Origin of the sequence: Pseudomonas sp. Irchel s3a10 (assembly GCF_900187525.1) — a bacterium.
GTDB lineage: Bacteria > Pseudomonadota > Gammaproteobacteria > Pseudomonadales > Pseudomonadaceae > Aquipseudomonas > Aquipseudomonas koreensis_G.
On sequence record NZ_FYDR01000004.1, the window covers coordinates 625,541 to 644,396 of the forward strand.

General features: G+C 60.4%; 15 protein-coding genes. 3 read left to right on the plus strand and 12 right to left on the minus strand.

The window, feature by feature from the left end; genetic code table 11:
* Nucleotides 1-9: 9 nt before the first annotated feature.
* The 3 genes from CKW11_RS15665 to CKW11_RS15675 form a co-directional block, all read right to left on the minus strand.
* Nucleotides 10-963 (minus strand): adenosine deaminase, encoded by a 954-nt coding sequence (locus CKW11_RS15665; protein ID WP_095138228.1) that lies wholly within the window; start codon nt 961-963, stop codon nt 10-12.
* Between the two features lie 82 nt (nt 964-1,045).
* Nucleotides 1,046-2,011, minus strand: coding sequence for an isopenicillin N synthase family oxygenase (locus CKW11_RS15670; protein WP_095138229.1), 966 nt, complete (start codon nt 2,009-2,011; stop codon nt 1,046-1,048).
* Nucleotides 2,012-2,155: 144 nt separating this feature from the next.
* Nucleotides 2,156-3,229, minus strand: coding sequence for a BMP family ABC transporter substrate-binding protein (locus tag CKW11_RS15675; RefSeq protein ID WP_095138230.1), 1,074 nt, complete (start codon nt 3,227-3,229; stop codon nt 2,156-2,158).
* A gap of 287 nt (nt 3,230-3,516) precedes the next feature.
* Between CKW11_RS15675 and CKW11_RS15680 the strand changes: the two genes are divergently transcribed.
* Nucleotides 3,517-4,608: a calcium:proton antiporter gene (locus CKW11_RS15680; protein WP_095138231.1), complete on the plus strand. Its 1,092-nt coding sequence runs from the start codon at nt 3,517-3,519 to the stop codon at nt 4,606-4,608.
* A gap of 125 nt (nt 4,609-4,733) precedes the next feature.
* On the opposite strand, the gene CKW11_RS15685 is transcribed toward CKW11_RS15680, so the two are convergent.
* The 9 genes from CKW11_RS15685 to CKW11_RS15725 all read right to left on the minus strand — a co-directional run bounded on the left by CKW11_RS15685 (nt 4,734) and on the right by CKW11_RS15725 (nt 15,289).
* A complete protein-coding gene (locus CKW11_RS15685; protein WP_095138232.1) occupies nt 4,734-6,092 on the minus strand; it encodes an 8-oxoguanine deaminase in 1,359 nt (452 codons plus the stop codon).
* A gap of 259 nt (nt 6,093-6,351) precedes the next feature.
* Complete coding sequence (locus tag CKW11_RS15690) at nt 6,352-7,038, minus strand: SDR family oxidoreductase (protein ID WP_095138233.1); 687 nt, start codon at nt 7,036-7,038, stop codon at nt 6,352-6,354.
* 248 nt (nt 7,039-7,286) lie between these two features.
* Nucleotides 7,287-8,213 carry an ABC transporter permease gene (locus CKW11_RS15695; RefSeq protein WP_003221385.1) on the minus strand — a complete coding sequence of 309 codons (927 nt, stop codon included), beginning with the start codon at nt 8,211-8,213 and terminating at the stop codon, nt 7,287-7,289.
* The gene (locus CKW11_RS15700; protein ID WP_095138234.1) at nt 8,213-9,319 is read right to left on the minus strand and encodes an ABC transporter permease; all 1,107 of its coding nucleotides are present in this window, start codon (nt 9,317-9,319) and stop codon (nt 8,213-8,215) included. Before CKW11_RS15700 ends, CKW11_RS15695 begins: the two co-directional genes overlap by 1 nt.
* Before the next feature lie 15 nt (nt 9,320-9,334).
* On the minus strand, nt 9,335-10,882 hold the full coding sequence (locus CKW11_RS15705) for an ABC transporter ATP-binding protein (RefSeq protein WP_095138235.1): 1,548 nt from the start codon (nt 10,880-10,882) through the stop codon (nt 9,335-9,337).
* Nucleotides 10,883-11,487: 605 nt separating this feature from the next.
* Nucleotides 11,488-12,069, minus strand: a complete 582-nt coding sequence (locus tag CKW11_RS15710) for a YigZ family protein (RefSeq protein WP_095138236.1) — start codon at nt 12,067-12,069, stop codon at nt 11,488-11,490.
* A 7-nt stretch (nt 12,070-12,076) separates the two neighbouring features.
* Complete coding sequence (locus tag CKW11_RS15715; RefSeq protein WP_095138237.1) at nt 12,077-12,727, minus strand: TetR/AcrR family transcriptional regulator; 651 nt, start codon at nt 12,725-12,727, stop codon at nt 12,077-12,079.
* An 87-nt stretch (nt 12,728-12,814) separates the two neighbouring features.
* Complete coding sequence (locus CKW11_RS15720) at nt 12,815-14,203, minus strand: uracil-xanthine permease family protein (RefSeq protein WP_095138238.1); 1,389 nt, start codon at nt 14,201-14,203, stop codon at nt 12,815-12,817.
* Nucleotides 14,204-14,368: 165 nt separating this feature from the next.
* A complete protein-coding gene (locus CKW11_RS15725) occupies nt 14,369-15,289 on the minus strand; it encodes a LysR family transcriptional regulator (protein ID WP_095138239.1) in 921 nt (306 codons plus the stop codon).
* A 138-nt stretch (nt 15,290-15,427) separates the two neighbouring features.
* Here CKW11_RS15725 and CKW11_RS15730 point away from each other — a divergent pair, with 138 nt between their 5' ends.
* Both CKW11_RS15730 and CKW11_RS15735 read left to right on the plus strand, forming a co-directional pair.
* Nucleotides 15,428-16,777, plus strand: coding sequence for an aspartate aminotransferase family protein (locus CKW11_RS15730; protein WP_095138240.1), 1,350 nt, complete (start codon nt 15,428-15,430; stop codon nt 16,775-16,777).
* A gap of 77 nt (nt 16,778-16,854) precedes the next feature.
* On the plus strand, nt 16,855-18,348 hold the full coding sequence (locus CKW11_RS15735; protein ID WP_003221397.1) for a CoA-acylating methylmalonate-semialdehyde dehydrogenase: 1,494 nt from the start codon (nt 16,855-16,857) through the stop codon (nt 18,346-18,348).
* Nucleotides 18,349-18,856 lie beyond the last annotated feature (508 nt).

The following is an 18,856-nucleotide window of genomic DNA, read 5'->3' on the forward strand; positions in this document are numbered from 1 at the left end:
CGGTGTTGCTTATGGTTTTACCAGACGCGCATCCAGGCTGTTCTGCGCCAGACGCTTGGCCTGATCCTGGGTCATGCCCAGGTGTTCATGCAGCGCATGGAAGTTCTCGGTGACGTAACCACCGAAGTACGCCGGGTCGTCGGAGTTGACGGTGACCTTCACCCCACGCTCGAGCATGTCGAGGATGTTGTGCTGCGACATGTGATCGAACACGCAGAGCTTGGTGTTCGACAGCGGGCACACGGTCAACGGAATCTGCTCGTCGATGATCCGCTGCATCAGGCGCTCGTCTTGGATGGCGCGTACGCCATGGTCGATGCGCTGGATTTTCAGCAGGTCGATAGCTTCCCAGATGTACTCGGGCGGGCCTTCTTCACCGGCGTGGGCAACAGTCAGGAAGCCTTCGTGGCGGGCACGGTCGAACACACGCTGGAACTTGCTTGGCGGGTGACCCATCTCCGAGCTGTCGAGGCCGACGGCGACGAATGCATCACGGAACGGCAGCGCCTGATCGAGGGTTTTCTGTGCTTCGTCTTCGCTCAGATGACGCAGGAAGCTCAGGATCAAACCGCTGGTGATGCCCAGTTGCTGCTCGCCATCCTTGAGTGCGGCGGCGATGCCGTTGAGCACCACTTCGAACGGGATGCCCCGGTCGGTGTGGGTCTGCGGGTCGAAGAACGGTTCGGTATGAATCACGTTCTGCGCTTTGCAGCGCAGCAGGTAGGCCCAGGTCAGGTCGTAGAAATCCTGGGAGGTGCGCAGCACGTCAGCACCCTGGTAATACAGGTCGAGAAATTCCTGCAGGTTGTTGAAGGCGTAAGCCTTGCGCAGGGTTTCGACATCGCTCCACGGCAGGGCGATCTTGTTGCGTTCGGCCAGGGCGAACAGCAACTCAGGCTCCAGCGAGCCTTCCAGATGCAGGTGCAGTTCGGCCTTGGGCAGGGCGTTGAGCCAATCGTACATATTCTTTTCTCATCAGGTGCAGATGGCGGCCATTCTACAGATGCTCGCCGAAACAATTGGCAAAACCTGACCAAGCGATCCATCACACCGCTTGCGGCTCGCGCCGATAGGCGTAGGTATCGGCGAAGCGCGACAGCAGGAATTCGGCGCATGTGGTGGTCGGATATTTCGCCGGATGCTGTGCGTCCTGGCAACCGGGCAGGCATTCGATGCGGGTGTCCGGGTGCGGCTCGGCGAAGAACGGCATCGAATAGCGATCCACCCCCAGCGGGCTGATCACCCGATGCGGTGTCGAGCGATAACGGTCATTGCTCCAGCGCGCCATCATGTCACCGAGGTTGACCACGAAGGTGCCGTCAATCGGCGGCGCGTCGATCCATTCACCTTTGACGTTCTTTACTTGCAGGCCGCCGGCGCTGTCCTGGTAGAGCAGGGTGATGCAGCCGTAGTCGGTGTGCGCGCCGGCGCCTTGTTGGTCGGCGGAACTGGCGGTGTGGCGCGGTGGGTAGTGGATCATTCGCAAGACGCTGACCGGCTCAGTGAAACGGCTGTCGAAGAAATCCCGTTCGATGCCAAGCGCAATGGTCATGGCGCGAAGCAGGGTTTGCGCGAGGGCCTGCATGTCGAGGTAGTGCTGCTCCATCAGCGCCTCCCAGCCTGCTTGCGCCGGATGGCGATTCGGCCCGCGCAGCGGTTTTTCCGCGAGCACGTCGGGATGATCCGCCGGCAAGTGCAGGCCCATGTCGAAGGTTTCTTTCAGATCGCTGGGCTTGCTCGGATCGAGTTGCTCGGTGGCGATGGCGCCGTAGCCGCGATGATGGCGGGTCTGGGTTATGTCGATCTTGAGTTTTTCCGCTGCGGGCAGAGCAAAAAAACGTTGAGTCTGATCGAGCACGGCGTCGATGCGCTGCGCTGAAATCGGATGACCTTTGATGTAGAAAAAGCCCCATTCGCGGCAGGCCTGGTCGATCTGCGCGGCGACGGCGGGCCAGGCGTTTTGGTCGGTGGAATAGAGCGGGCTGATGTCGATGATCGGGAGCTGATCCATACACAATCCTTGAGAACACTGAAGATCCAAATGTGGGAGCGGGCTTGCTCGCGAAGGGGCTGTGTCAGTCGATACATGCGTTGGCTGATACACCGCTTTCGCAAGCAAGCCCGCTCCCACAGGGGAATGGTGGTGGGGCCGGAATTACTTCGGCATCTCGGCCTTCATCCCTTCCACGTAATAGTTCATCGACGCCAGTTCCGCATTCGTCGCACTCACGCCCGCCGGGATTTTCTCCACGCCGGCCTGATCCTTGATCGGCCCGGTGAACGGTTGCAGCGCACCGCTCTTGATGTCGGCAATGATCTGCTCGGCCTCGGCTTTCACCGGTGCCGGCACCAGGTCGCTGATCGGCAGTTCAACCGTGCCTTCCTTCAGCCCGCCCCAGTAATCCTGGGACTTCCAGTTGTGGTCGATCACGCTCTGGGTCGCCTGAATGTAGTGCGGTGCCCAGTCGTTGACGATCGAAGTCAGCACCGCTTTCGGGCCGAAGTGCGCCATGTCCGAGGCGTAACCCACGGCGTACACGCCACGCCGTTCGGCGGCCTGGATCGGCGCCGGGCTGTCGGTGTGCTGGAACACCACGTCCACGCCCTGATCGATCAGCGCGTTGGCGGCGTCGGCTTCCTTGCCCGGGTCGAACCACGAGTTGACCCACACCACTTTGATCTCGGTGCCGGGGTTGTACTTGTTCAGCGCCAGCTGGATGGCGTTGATGTCGCGGATCACTTCCGGAATCGGGAACGAGGCGACGTAACCGATCTTCTTGGTCTTGGTCATCTTCGCTGCAAGGAAACCGCCGACATAACGACCCTCATAAGTGCGCGCCAGATAGGTGCCGAGGTTCTTGTCCTGCTTGTAGCCGGTGGCGTGTTCGAAGGTCACCTTGGGAAACTGTTTGGCGACTTTCAGCGTCGGGTTCATGTAGCCGAAGGAGGTGGTGAAGATCAGGTCGTAGTTGTCCTTGGCCATGTTGCGGATCACCCGCTCGGCGTCGGCGCCCTCGGCCACGTTCTCGACGTAATTGGTGCTGATCTGCGGGCCTAATTTCTCCGCCAGCGCCTTGCGCCCCTGTTCATGCTGATACGTCCAGCCGTGGTCGCCAATCGGGCCGATGTAGACAAAACCGACCTTCAGCGGATCGGCAGCGCTGGCGCTCAGGCTGATCCCCAGACCGATGGCGGCGCACAGCAGTTTATGCAGCGGACGTATTTGCATGAATTGGAGCTCCATTTTGTTGTGTGTGGTCAGGGGCAATGCAAATTGCTGACCAACAGGACAACAAACTGGTTTGAAACCGTGTGATGGCCTTCGCGAGCAGGCTCACTCCTACAAAGGATCGCATTCCTCTGTAGGAGTGAGCCTGCTCGCGATAGGGCCTTCAAGGCCAATAAAAGTGCACCTGCCAAAGGACCGCTATCAGTTGGTGCGCTAAGGTGTAACGAAACGTTAGCGCCGCGCCGCAGTCAGTAGCTCATTCGAACCTCTCGGCAAAAAGGCCCGCCATGCTCACGATCCTCAAGCAAGAAAGCTTTCTGCTGCTGGCGGTGATTGCCGCGTGCATCGCCTATCCTCTGGAACACTGGATGCTCCACAGCGGCCAGATCGTCGCGCTGATCTGCGGGCTGGCATTGATCGCCTTCATCGTCGCTGCCTCGATGCGCGTTGCCCATCATGCTGAACTGCTCGCCGAAAAAGTCGGCGACCCCTACGGCACGATGATCCTGACCTTGGCAGCGGTGCTGGTGGAAGTGGTGATCCTGGCGATCATGATGAGCAATGAAGCGTCGGCCACGCTGGTGCGGGACACGATCTATTCGGCGGTGATGCTCGACATCAACGGTATCCTCGGCCTCGCCGCATTGATGGGCGGACTCAAGCATGGCGAGCAGTCGTACAACGATGACTCGGCACGCAGCTACAGCGTGATGATCCTCACCGCCATGGGCGTGTCGATGGTGGTGCCGGAGTTTATTCCGGCGGCGAACTGGAAGATTTATTCAGCGTTCACCATCGGCGCGATGGTGGTGCTTTATGCGTTGTTCCTGCGGATGCAGGTCGGGCCGCACAGTTACTTTTTCAGCTACAGCTACCCGGACAAGCGCCGCAAGAAAGAACCGGTGGAAGATGAACCGAAACCGCTGAGCCTGGCGTGGTCGATCGGCATTCTGGTGTTCGGCGTGGTGGTGATCGGCGCACTGGCCGAAGTGATGTCCAAGACCCTCGATCTGGGCCTGGAAGGCACGGGCGCGCCGCCGGTGATCACGGCGATTCTGGTGGCGGCGATTTCCGCAGCACCGGAGATTCTGACGGCGTTGCGTGCCGCGTTGGCCAACCGCATGCAGTCGGTGGTGAACATCGCGATGGGCGCGTCACTGTCGACGGTGATTCTGACGGTGCCGGTGATGGAAGCGATGGCGCTGTACACCGGTCAGCCGTTTCAGATGGCGATGACCCCGGTGCAGACGGTGATGATCTTCATCACGCTGATCGTCAGTGCGATCAACCTGAATGACGGCGAGACCAATGCCATCGAAGGCATGACCCACTTCGTGCTGTTTGCGACGTTTATCATGCTCTCCCTGCTCGGCCTTTAAGCCCACCACAAAACAATTGTAGGAGTGAGCCTGCTCGCGATAGCTGAGTGTCAGTCGAGATATTCTTCTCTGACACACCGCTATCGCGAGCAGGCTCACTCCTACAGGGTTTCATCGGCGGTGGATCAGGTACCGGCGATCAACTGGCGCGCAGCCTGGCTGTGATCGGCGATCAGACCCTTCAGATCCAGCCCTTCAACCTGGCCGTCCACCACCCGCCACTTGCCGCCAATCATCACTCGATCCGCACGATCGGCACCGCACAACAACAGCGCCGAAATCGGATCATGGCTACCCGAGAAGCGCAGCTCATCGAGCTTGAACAACGCCAGATCCGCCTGCTTGCCCACCGCCAGCTCGCCAATGTCGGTGCGTCCCAACAGGCTCGCCGACCCCTTGGTCGCCCAGCCCAGCACGCGTTCCGGGGTGATCTTTTCGGCGCCGTAACGCAGGCGCTGGATGTACAACGCCTGCCGCGCTTCGAGAATCATGTTCGACGCGTCGTTGGAGGCCGAACCATCCACGCCCAGACCAAACAGTGCGCCCGCATCGGTCAGATCGATGCTCGGGCAAATGCCGGAGGCCAGACGCATGTTCGAACTCGGGCAGTGGCAGATGCCGGTGCCGGCCTGGCCGAGGCGAGCGATTTCCTCCGGGTTGAAGTGGATGCCATGGGCCAGCCACGTGCGCGGGCCGAGCCAGCCGACGCTGTCCAGATAATCCACGGTGCGCAGGCCGAAACGCTGCAGGCAGAAATCCTCTTCGTCGAGGGTTTCCGCCAAGTGCGTATGCAGACGCACGTCGAGTTTATTCGCCAGTTCGGCGCTGGCCGACATGATTTCCGGGGTCACCGAGAACGGCGAGCACGGTGCCAGAGCGATCTGGATTTGCGCACCGTCGCCGCGCTCGTGGTACTCGTGAATCAGGCGCTGGCTGTCGTCGAGAATCACCTGACCTTCCTGCACGGTCTGCTGCGGCGGCAGGCCGCCGTCTTTCTCGCCGAGGCTCATCGAACCGCGAGTGAGCATGGCGCGCATGCCAAGTTCACGCACGGTGTCGACTTGCACGTCGATGGCGTTTTCCAGACCGTCCGGGAACAGGTAGTGGTGGTCGGCGGCGGTGGTGCAACCCGACAGCAGCAGTTCAGCCAAAGCCACTTTTGTCGCGAGGGCGAGTTTTTCCGGGGTCAGCCGCGCCCATACCGGGTACAGGGTTTTCAGCCACGGGAACAACGGCTGATTGACCACCGGCGCCCAGGCGCGAGTCAGGGTTTGATAGAAATGGTGATGGGTGTTGATCAGGCCCGGCAGGATCACATGCTCGCGGGCATCGAACACTTCGTTGCACGGCGCCGACGGTTGCTGACCGGCTGCCAGCACTTCGACGATCACGCCGTCTTGCAGCACCAGACCGCCACGGGCATCGAGCGCGTTGGCCGTGAAAATGGCGAGGGGATTTTTTAACCAGGTACGGGTCGCAGGCATTGTGGCCGGCTCCTCTGAAAGTGGGGTTCAGGGTTGCCAGCTCAGTGTTGCCCTGTCTGCTGATCCAGGGTCGTCGCGATGGACGAGGTGCGGAGTTTCAAACAAATCGCCGGATCGGGCAAGCCCAACCCGACAGGACACCACCATCCCCTTGTAGGAGTGAGCCTGCTCGCGATAGCGGTCTTTCATTCAAGATCATCGGTGACGGACACACTGCGATCGCGAGCAGGCTCACTCCTACAGGGAAGATCTGTGGTGCTTACCAGGGAATGGTTTCACCCTTGTAGTTGATGAAGTGATGCCCGCCCTTGCCGGTGTACGCATTCACCTGATCAATCAGCCCGCGCGTGCTGGTCTCTACATCCAGGTCAGCACCTTCACCGCCCATATCCGTCTTCACCCAGCCCGGGTGCAGCGACAGCACGGTGAGTTTCTGCTCACCCAACTGGGTGACAAAACTGTTGGTCATCGAATTCAGCGCGGCCTTGCTTGCCTTGTACAGCGCCAGCTCCGGGGCGTCGGGGACGGTGACGCTGCCCAGACCGGAACTCATGAACGCCAGCACGCCGCTGCCGTCGCGGATCTGCCCGACGAAGCGCTGCGCCAGGTTGATCGGCGCCACGGCGTTGGTGAAAAACAGTTGCCCGACTTCGGCCAGTGTCGCGCCGCCCGGGGTTTGCACTTCAGGGCCTTTGACCCCGGCGTTGACGAAGAGCAGGTCGAAGGTCTCGCCCTTGAGCTGTTGGCTCAGGGCGATCACCGCCTGCTGGTCGTCCATGTCGAGTTTCTCGATCCGCACCTTGCCCAGCGCTTGCAGCGCCTCGGCCTTTTGCGGATTACGCACGGTGGCGGTCACTTGCCAGCCGTCGGCCAGCAGGGTTTTCACCAGCCCGAGGCCCAAGCCACGGGAGGCGCCGATGATCAGTGCGTTTTTTGCCTGGGACATGACGGGGTTCCTTGAAGATTACGGTTCACGGAGTCAATGGACACGCCTGACCCAGCCGTAGTTGCAACACTCGTCGCAACACATCGAGCCGGGTCTCAAAAGAGCTGCTGACCCCGGAGCATACTCCAGGCTTTAGCGCGGTTGCTTGTCAAATTCGCAGGACCCTCAGCGGTGTTCGCAAGTCAGGTACACAACACGGACACTGTGGGAGCGGGCTTGCTCGCGAAGAGGCCGGCAGGGTCATCGCTTTAATGCCCCGCCTGCCACGGCTGCCCCAACGACACCGGCGCATACAACCGAGTCCGAACGGCATCGCGCGACAACAGCACCAACACCACAATCGTCGCCACATACGGCAGCATCGCCAGCAGACTCGACGGAATCGCCAGCCCCAAGCCCTGCGCCACCAGATGCAGGATGCTGGCGAGGCCAAACAGATACGCCCCGAGCAACAACCGCCATACCCGCCAACTGGCAAACACCACCAGCGCCAGCGCGATCCAGCCGCGTCCGGCGGTCATGTTCTCGGCCCACATCGGCGTGTACGCCAGCGACAGATACGCCCCCGCCAACCCGGCCATCGCCCCGCCGAACAAAACCGCCAGCGTGCGCACGGTCAGTACCGGCAGGCCCATCGCACTGGCCGCGTCCGGGTTCTCGCCAACGGCCTGAATGATCAACCCGACACGGCTCTTGATGATCACCCACGCCACCAGCGCAAACAGCGCGAACGACAGGTACACCAGCAAGTCCTGAGCAAACAGCATGCGCCCGATCAGCGGAATCTCACTCAAGTACGGAATCGCCAACGGCTCGAATCCGGCCAACGGCTTGCCGACCCACGCTGCACCGACAAAGGTCGACAGGCCCACACCGAAGATCGTCAGCGCCAGCCCGGTCGCCACCTGATTGGCGTTGAACACCAGCGCCACCAGGGCAAACAGCGATGACAAGAGCATCCCCGCGAGCATCGCCAGCAACACGCCGAGCCACAGGTTGCCGCTGTTGAGGGCGACGATAAAACCGATCACCGCGCCAAACAGCATCATCCCTTCCTGCCCGAGGTTGAGCACGCCACTCTTCTCGCAGATCAACTCACCCAGCGCCACCAACAACAGCGGCGTGCCGCAACGCACCATGGCGTAGAAAATATTGCTCAGCAGATCGATATCCATCACAGCGCTCCGGCGGTTACGGCAGGGGACGATGCGCGCCGTGCCCAGCGCAGTTTCAGGCGTGGCCGATAAAGAATCAGCACGTCGCAGGCCAGCAGGAAAAACAGCATCATCCCCTGGAACAGTTGGGTGATCGCTTGCGGCAGATTCAGGGTCATTTGCGCGCTTTCACCGCCGATGTACAGCAGCGCCATCAGCAGGCTTGAGAACAGAATCCCGATCGGGTTCAACCGCCCGAGAAACGCCACGGTGATTGCTGCATAGCCATAGCCCGGCGAGACTTGCGGCACCAATTGGCCGATCGGCCCGGTGACTTCGCAGACCCCGGCCAGCCCGGCCAGGCCGCCGCTGATCAACAGCGCGAGCCAGATCAGACGTTTTTCGCGAAAGCCGACAAACCCCGCCGCACGTTTATCCAGACCGAGCACCTTGATCTGGAAACCGACAAAGCTTTTCTGCAACAACACCCACACCGCAACCAGCGCGAGCAGGGCGAAATACACCCCGGCGTGCACCCGGCCATCCTCCATCAGCAGTGGCAGGCGACTGGCATCGCCGAACATCGCCGACTCGGGAAAGTTGTAGCCGGCCGGATCCTTCAGCGGCCCGTGCACGCAGAACAGCAGCAGGTTCAGCGCGATGTAATTGAGCATGATGCTGGTGAGGATTTCGTTGGCGTTGAAGCGCGTGCGCAGCCATGCCGTCAGCCCGGCCCAGGCGGCACCGGCGAAGGTGCCGGTGAGTAGAATCAGCACCAGTGCCCAACGGCTTTGCAGGTCGATGATGTTCACCGCCAAGGCACTTCCAGCGAGTGCACCGAGCAGTAACTGACCTTCGGCGCCGATGTTCCAGATTCGCGCCTGATACGCCACCGCCAGGCCCAATGCGCAGAGCAGAATCGGCAGCGCCTTGACCAGCAGTTCGGAGACGCCATACAGATCGCTGACCGGTGCGATCAACAGCGTGTGCAAGGTTTGCAGCGGATCATGGCCGAGGGCGATGAACAGCAGCGAGCCGCAGCCGAGTGTCAGCAGCGCCGCCAGCAACGGCGAGCACCACAGCATCAGGCGCGATTGCTGGCCACGGGGTTCGAGGGAAAGCAGCATGTTGGGGAAACTCCGTCAGGCCGTGGCCGATGAATGCGTGGGGTTGATGTGCCCGGCCATCCAGCCGCCGACATCGCTCAGCAGGGTGTCGGTGGTGTGCTGCAGCGGCGACAGACGCCCCGCGCACAGGGCGCCGAGGCGGTCGCTGATCTGGAACAGTTCGTCGAGGTCTTCGGAGATCACCAGGATCGCCGCGCCGGCGTCGCGCAGGGCAATCAGCGCGCGGTGAATGGTCGCCGCCGCTCCAACGTCGACGCCCCAGGTCGGGTGCGCGGCGATCAGCAGTTTCGGTTGCTGGAGGATTTCCCGGCCAAGAATGAATTTCTGCAGATTGCCGCCGGAAAGGCTGCGCGCGGCAGCGTGAGTGCCCGGGGTTTTCACCCCGAAGCGCTGAATGATGGTTTGTGCGAGGGTTTCGACTTTGCCGCGCTGGATCAAACCATTGCTCACCAGCCCTTGTTGAAAGGCCGTGAGCAAGGCGTTGTCGGAAAGGCTCAGTTCAGGCACCGCGCCGTGACCCAGGCGTTCTGCCGGGACGAACGCCAGACCCAGTTGGCGCCGCGCATCCGGGCGCAAATCGGCGACCGCTTGCCCGGCGAAACGAATCGTTGTCGCGCCGTTGCGGGGCAGGGTTTGTTCACCGCTGAGCAGGGCGAGCAACTCATCCTGTCCATTGCCCGCGACCCCGGCGATACCGACGATTTCGCCGCTGCGCACTTGCAGGTTGATGTCGCTTAACGAGCAGCCGAAGGGATCGGGGTTGTGCCAGCTCAAGCCGTTGACCTGTAGAAAGTCCGTACCGCCACTGACTTTCTGGTATTCGCCGATCAACGCCGCCGCTTCGCCGACCATCATCTGCGCCAATTGCTGATCCGAGCATTCGGCCGGCAGGCAATGTCCGGCGACCCGTCCCCCGCGCAAGACCGTGGCGCTATGGCACAGTGCGCGCACCTCCGCGAGCTTGTGGCTGATAAACAGAATGCTGCAGCCCTCGGCGGCGAGACGGCGCAGGGTGATGAACAGTTCGTCGGCCTCTTGTGGCGTCAGCACCGACGTCGGCTCGTCGAGGATCAGCAGGCGAATGTCCTGCATCAGGCAGCGAATGATCTCCACCCGTTGCCGCTCGCCGATCGACAGGCTGTGGACAAGTCGCTCCGGCTCCAGCGCCATGCCGTAGCGGCGCGACACTTGGCGAATCTTCGGCTCCAGTTGTTTCGGCGTGCCGGCCTTGGCCCCCATGGCCAGAGCAATGTTCTGCGCGACGCTGAGGGTTTCGAACAGCGAGAAATGCTGGAACACCATGCCGATCCCCAACTGCCGGGCCTGCGCCGGGTTGCGGATGTTCACCCGCAGGCCCTCCCAGAGCATCTCGCCGGAATCGGCCTGGGTAACGCCGTAGATGATCTTCATCAGTGTGCTTTTGCCTGCGCCGTTCTCACCGAGCAGGGCGTGGATTTCCCCCGGCGCGATGCTCAGGTCGATGGCGTCATTGGCCAGACAACCGGGGTAGCGTTTGCTGATCTGGCGCAGTTGCAGGCGCGACGTTGAATCTGGGCTTGGCATGACAGGCTCGACTGACTTGGAGTTGTGCCTGTGGATAAAGCAATTTCCTGGCCATTGAGTCAGGAACCTTGTCGGGCCTTGCGCGCCCACGGTTGCCGTAGAGCGTCGAAGGGGTAATGCTCGAGAAGTACGGCACCAATTGAGAGCAAAGCCGTTGATCAGGCTCCAGTTTTGCCCGTGGACAACTGATCAAAAAACGAGCAAATGCGTGGGGCCTATGCAGAACCTGCGGCTGCGCCAGCCATAAACGGGTTATCCACAGGTTGCTCCACAGTATTTGTGCGCAATTGGAAATCCTTGGCATAAGCGCTGAGGTGCTATCTCCCAATGGTGATAAACAGCGCTAACTATCTGTTTTTACGTGGGATTTACCTTTTTTCACACGCAGTGGACGAAAAGTGAGCAAATCGCGCAAAGCCACGTGACAGAAGGGTTACAGCGGAATGTACTCAGGTTATCCACAGTCGGGTGCACAGCAGATGTGGGCAAGTTGCTGGAATAAAGAAATCCGTCGACGCCCTAAAAGATCGCAGCCTTCGGCAGCTCCTACAGGGAAACGCACATTCCTCTGTAGGAGCTGCCGAAGGCTGCGATCTTTTGATCTTTTAACGCTGCAGCACAATCCGCCCCCGACTCAAATCCGCCAGCTGCGTTTGCAGCAACTCGATCTGCGCCTCACCCACCGCCAACTGCAACTCAACACCATTGGCGGTGAAGTTTTCTTCCACCACCAAGCCACCCAGATCCGCCACCCGCAGCTTCACCAGCGCCAACTCGGCAAAGCCGCAGGCGCAACTGAGCGGTACCCGGCTGATCAACTCCACTTTTTCCGCATTCTGCAGGCACTTGTTCGCGCCGCCGCCATAGGCCCTGGCCAAACCACCGGTGCCCAGTTGAATGCCGCCATACCAGCGGATCACCAGCACCGCGACCTGATCGCAATCCTGCGCCTCGATGGCCGCCAGAATCGGTCGTCCGGCGGTGCCGCCGGGTTCGCCGTCGTCGTTGCTGCGGTATTGCGCACCGAGTTTCCACGCCCAGCAGTTGTGCGAGGCATTCAAGTCGCTGTGTTGTTCGAAGAACGCCTGCGCGTCGGCGGGGCTGCCGATCGGCGCGGCGAAGGTGATGAAGCGGCTCTTGCGAATCTCTTCGCGGTACTCGCAAAAACCGCTGAGGGTGAAAGGCATAAACGTCTTAAATAGTCGGGGTGAGGCCGCAGCCTTTGAGAATGATGCGGATCAGGTTGTTGCCGGCGTCTTCCATGTCCTGCTTGGTCAACTTGCTGCGACCGCTGACGCGACAGATCTGCGTGGCGAAGTCGGCGTAATGCTGGGTGCTACCCCACAGCAGGAAAATCAGGTGCACCGGATCCACCGGGTCCATCTTGCCGGCATCGATCCAGGCCTGGAACACTGCTGCGCGGCCCTGGAACCAGGCGCGGTAATCCTGGTTGAAATACTCGGTCAGGCATTCGCCACCGCTGATCACTTCCATCGCAAAGATCCGCGAGGCTTGCGGTTGGCGGCGGGAGAATTCCACCTTGGCGCGAATGTAGCGGGTCAGCGCTTCGGCCGGATCGTCCTCGGCGGTCAAGGTGTTGAAGGTGCTGTCCCACAGCTCGATGATGTTGCTCAGCACCGCCACGTACAACCCCAACTTGTTGGTGAAGTAGTAATGCAGGTTCGCCTTGGGCAACCCGGCATTCTGCGCAATGGTGTTCATGCTGGTGCCTTTGTAACCGTGACGGGCGAACTCGTCTTCGGCGGCTTTGAGGATGGTCTCTTCGTTCTTCTGACGAATGCGGCTGGCGGGTTTGCCGCCATGAGCGGGGACTTCAAAGGTCATAGGCACTTCCGGTTTGTCTGTGGGTGCAACCAGTTGCGTTGATAACGCACCCACAGGCATCCGACAAGTCCTGATGCAATAAAACCGTTACGCCTGTTCGATCTTGTTCAGCGCTGCGGCGGATTCGACGCTGGCGGTTTTCGCCTCCGGCAGTAGCAAGCAGAGGATGATCGCAGTCAGGCCGCCGCTGGTGATCGCCGAGTCGAACAGGTTCTGCACCAGTTTCGGCAACAGGTGCAGCAGGTTCGGTTGCGCGGCAATGCCCAGGCCGACGCCGAGCGAGGTGGCGATGATCAGCATGCTGCGTCGGTCCAGCGGCGACTGTGCAAGGATCCGCACCCCGGCCGCCGCCACGCTGCCGAACATCACCAGTGTGGCGCCGCCGAGCACCGGTTTCGGGATCTGCTGCAGCACCGCACCGATCATGGGGAACAGACCGAGACAAAACAGAATCGCGCCGATGTACAGCCCGACATAGCGGCTGGCCACGCCGGTCAACTGGATCACGCCGTTGTTCTGCGCAAACGTGGTGTTGGGGAAGGCGCTGAAAGTGGCCGCGATCATGCAGCTCACGCCGTCACCGAGCACGCCGCCGCGCAGTCGGCTTATATAAGAGGGGCCGCTGATCGGCTGGCGGGCGAGCATGCAGTTGGCGGTGAGGTCGCCGACGGTTTCGATGGTGCTGATCAGATAAATCAGCGCGACCGGCAGGAAAGCTGTCCAGTCGAAGCTGAAACCGAACTTGAACGGTGCAGGAAGACTCACCAGCGGCAGGTCAGGCAATGCCTGCGGAACCAGTTTCCCGCTAAACCACGCGGCCAGACTGCCGAGCAGCAGTCCGATAATGATTGCCGACAGCCGCACCCACGGCGTGTTCGAGCGGTTGAGCAGGATGATCGTCAGCAACACGAACACCCCCAGCGCCAGATTGCCCGGCGCGCCGAAGTCCGGCGCATTGAATCCACCGCCCAGATCGGTGATGCCGACCTTGATCAGGCTGATGCCGATCAGGGTGATGACGATCCCGGTCACCAGCGGCGTAACAACCCGGCGTAATTGACCGATGAAACGGCTGAGGACGATCTGCACCACGGCGCCGAAAAAGCACACGCCGAAGATCATCGCCAGAATGTCTTCCGGGCTGCCGCCACGCTGCTTGACCAGAAACCCGGCCGACAGCACCGCGCCGAGGAAGGCGAAACTGGTGCCCTGCAAAGAGATCATCCCGGCGCCGATGCCGAACGGCCGTCGCGCCTGAATAAAGGTGCCGACCCCGGAAACCATCAGCGCCATGCTGATCAGATACGGCAAGTGCGTGGTCAGCCCGAGGGCCGAGCCGATCACCAGCGGCGGGGTGATGATGCCGACGAAACTGGCGAGCACGTGTTGCAGGGCGGCGAGGATTGCGGCGGGTGGATTTGGGCGGTCGTCGAGGCCGTAGATCAGGTCGCTGGACGGTTCAGAATCTGGCTGCATGGTTTAAGGCTTCTTGTTCAGGGATCGAGTTCACCCTTCACTGCAAAAACCTGTCCACTTGCTCAGCTTTCTGCTTGTGTACCCTCCAATGTATGAGCTGCCGAAGGCTGCGATCCTTTGATCTTGCTGTTCGAGGCCGGAGCGATTGATCCTGGATTTATATTTTCAACGCGTCGCAGCGAGGCTTTCGAGAAAGCTCTCCAGCACCAAATGAGGGCGCCGCCCCTTGCGCGTGACCGATGCCAGACTCAAATCATAAAAACGCGTCGTCGATTTCAGCGCACGCAAGCGACCTTGCTGCACCCACAGGCTGGCGTAATGATCCGGCAGATAACCGATGTAACGCCCGGTCAAAATCAGAAACGCCATGCCCTCACGGTCGGAAGCGCTGGCGGTGCAGTTGAGTGCCTGGTAATGCGCCTGAATCTCCGCCGGCAAACGAAAGGTCGGCGCAATCGCGTCTTGGCTATTAAGGCGCTCGTCATCCAGTTGCTTGTCATCGACATAAAACAGCGGATGGCCCACCGCGCAATAAAGCAGCGAGCGTTCGCTGTACAACGGCTGATATTCCAGCCCCGACAGTGCGCTGGCCTGCGGCACCACGCCGACATGCAGGCGACCGTCGAGCACGCCTTGTTCGACTTCGTTGGGGGCGATCATACGAATCTGGATCTGCACGTCCGGCCCGCGTTCCTTCAACTGGGCGAGGGCATGGGTGATGCGCATGTGGGGCAGGGTGACGAGGTTGTCGGTCAGGCCGATGATCAACTCGCCACGCAGGTGCTGGTGCAGTCCGTTGACCTCAGTGCGGAAACTTTCCAGCGCACTTAACAGTTGCAGCGCTGACTGATAAACCTCGCGGCCTTCTTCGGTCAACGAGAACCCGGCGCGACCGCGTTGGCACAAACGCAGGCCGAGGCGCTGTTCGAGATCGCTCATTTGCTGGCTGATCGCCGAGCGACCGATGCCGAGCACGGTTTCCGCCGCCGAGAAGCCGCCGCACTCCACCACGCTGCGGAAAATCCGCAGCAGGCGAATATCAAAGTCACTGACCTGGGCCAGCGGATCTGCGCGGCGGCTGCTCATTTTATTGTTCTCATTGTTTAGCAAAGTTCTAACTGAAGGTTAGAAGAGTTGAATTTCACCGACTTTATCCCCGTGGCAACTTAGCTGCAACAACGCTTTTTATCTCCCTGATGCTTATGCCCTGCGAGGTTTTGCCCGATGAACATGCCTGAAAACGCGCCGTCGCCACTGGCCAGCCAACTGAAGCTGGACGCGCACTGGATGCCGTACACCGCCAACCGCAACTTCCAGCGCGACCCGCGTCTGATCGTTGGTGCCGAAGGCAGCTGGCTGTTCGATGACAAGGGCCGCAAGATCTACGATTCGCTGTCCGGTCTGTGGACTTGCGGCGCCGGGCACACCCGCAAGGAAATCCAGGAAGCCGTTTCCAAACAACTGGGCACCCTCGATTACTCGCCAGGCTTTCAGTACGGTCATCCGCTGTCGTTCCAGTTGGCCGAGAAAATCACTGAGCTGACTCCGGGTAATCTGAACCACGTGTTTTTCACCGACTCCGGCTCCGAGTGCGCCGACACTGCGGTGAAGATGGTCCGGGCCTACTGGCGTCTGAAAGGTCAGTCGACCAAGACCAAAATGATCGGCCGTGCCCGTGGTTATCACGGCGTGAACATTGCCGGCACCAGCCTCGGCGGCGTCAACGGCAACCGCAAGCTGTTCGGTCAGGCGATGATGGACGTCGATCACCTGCCGCACACGCTGCTGGCCAGCAACGCATTCTCCCGTGGCATGCCGGAGCAGGGCGGTATTGCTCTGGCTGATGAACTGCTGAAGTTGATCGAACTGCACGACGCTTCGAACATCGCGGCGGTCTTCGTTGAGCCAATGGCCGGTTCCGCTGGCGTACTGGTTCCGCCGCAGGGTTACCTGAAGCGTCTGCGCGAGATCTGCGATCAACACAACATCCTGCTGGTGTTCGATGAAGTGATCACCGGCTTCGGCCGTACCGGTTCGATGTTCGGCGCCGAGAGCTTTGGCGTGACCCCGGACCTGATGTGCATCGCCAAGCAAGTCACCAACGGCGCGATTCCGATGGGCGCAGTGATTGCCAGCTCCGAGATCTACCAGACCTTCATGAATCAGCCGACTCCGGAATACGCGGTGGAATTCCCCCACGGCTACACCTACTCGGCCCACCCGGTGGCGTGCGCCGCTGGCCTGGCGGCACTCGACCTGCTGCAAAAGGAAAACCTGGTGCAGAGCGTGGCCGAGGTTGCACCGCATTTCGAAAATGCCCTGCACGGCCTGAAGGGTTCGAAGAACGTCATCGACATCCGTAACTACGGCCTGGCCGGTGCGATCCAGATCGCGGCCCGTGACGGCGACGCCATTGTGCGTCCGTTCGAAGCCGGTATGGCCCTGTGGAAAGCCGGGTTCTACGTGCGCTTCGGCGGCGACACCCTGCAGTTCGGCCCAACCTTCAACAGCAAGCCGCAAGACCTCGATCGCCTGTTCGACGCGGTTGGCGAAGTGCTGAACAAGCTCGACTGATTTTTCCCTCTATATATACCTGCGAATAACAGGCGCCCCATGTGGGCGTCTGTACACAAGAATTCAGGAGTTATTCGATGAGCGTTATCCCGCATTTGATCAATGGCGAACTTGTGACCGAGAACGGTCGCGCGGTTGATGTGTTCAACCCGTCCACCGGTCAGGCGATCCACAAGCTGCCGCTGGCCACCCGCGAAACCATTCAACACGCGATCGACGCCGCCAAGGCTGCGTTCCCGGCATGGCGCAATACCCCTCCGGCCAAACGTGCCCAGGTGATGTTTCGCTTCAAGCAACTGCTGGAGCAGAACGAAGCGCGCATCTCGCAATTGATCAGCGAAGAACACGGCAAGACCCTCGAAGACGCCGCCGGTGAACTCAAGCGCGGTATCGAGAACGTCGAGTTCGCCTGCGCCGCACCGGAAATCCTCAAGGGCGAATACAGCCGCAACGTCGGCCCGAACATTGACGCCTGGTCGGACTTCCAGCCACTGGGCGTGGTTGCCGGCATCACGCCGTTCAACTTCCCGGCGATGGTGCCACTGTGGATGTACCCACTGGCGATCGTCTGCGGTAACTGCTTCATCCTCAAACCGTCCGAGCGTGACCCAAGCTCGACGCTGCTGATTGCTCAATTGCTGATCGAAGCCGGTCTGCCGAAAGGTGTATTGAGCGTGGTGCATGGCGACAAGACCGCAGTGGACGCGCTGATCGAAGCGCCGGAAGTCAAAGCCCTGAGCTTCGTTGGCTCGACGCCGATTGCCGAGTACATCTATGCCGAAGGCACCAAGCGCGGCAAACGCGTTCAGGCACTGGGCGGGGCGAAAAACCATGCGGTGCTGATGCCGGATGCGGATCTGGACAACGCGGTCAGCGCGCTGATGGGTGCGGCCTACGGTTCTTGCGGTGAGCGCTGCATGGCGATTTCGGTCGCAGTGTGTGTCGGCGATCAGGTAGCGGATGCGCTGGTAGCGAAACTGGTTCCGCAGATCAAGGCGCTGAAAATCGGTGCTGGCACTTCCTGCGGTCTGGACATGGGCCCACTGGTAACTGGTCAGGCGCGGGACAAGGTCAGCGGCTATGTCGATGACGGCGTGGCAGCTGGCGCGACCCTGGTGGTCGATGGTCGCGGCTTGAGCATTCCGGGTCATGAAGAGGGCTTCTTCCTCGGCGGCTGCCTGTTCGACAACGTCACCCCTGAAATGCGCATCTATAAGGAAGAGATCTTCGGGCCGGTGTTGTGCGTGGTTCGGGTCAACAGCCTGGAAGAGGCGATGAAGCTGATCAACGATCATGAATACGGCAACGGCACCTGCATCTTCACTCGTGACGGTGAGGCGGCGCGTCTGTTCTGCGACGAGATCGAAGTCGGCATGGTCGGCGTCAACGTACCGCTGCCGGTTCCGGTGGCTTACCACAGCTTCGGCGGCTGGAAGCGTTCGCTGTTCGGCGACCTGCATGCTTATGGCCCGGATGGTGTGCGCTTCTATACCCGTCGCAAGGCCATCACTCAGCGCTGGCCGCAGCGTGCGAGCCATGAGGCTTCGCAGTTCGCTTTCCCTAGCTTGTAAAAAGAAGAGCGGTGCAACAAAGGCCGACCCCTGTGGGTCGGCCTTCGTGTTTTCGGGAGTTTTTGACCGATGTGACAGAATTATGAAAATAGGTGTTGACGGCAGATTTCAGATGTCTATAATTCGCCCCACTTCCGGCGCAGTCGAAACGGAAAACTCCTTGAGATTCAATGAGTTATGCAGTTTTCGACAGCAAGTTGCTTCAGTTCATCGAAGTCTGGAAGGAGTTGAAAGGGCGGTGATGTTTGGCTCTTTTGACGGTTCGATCTTCTCGGTCGAAAGCGGTGAAAAAGAGGTGTTGACAGCAGCGTGTAACGCTGTAGAATTCGCCTCCCGCTGACGAGAGATCGGAAGCGCAAGTGGTTGAAGTTGTTGAAGAATTCTTCGAAAACTTCTGAAAATAATCACTTGACAGCAAATGAGGCTGCTGTAGAATGCGCGCCTCGGTTGAGACGAAAGATCTTAACCAACCGCTCTTTAACAACTGAATCAAGCAATTCGTGTGGGT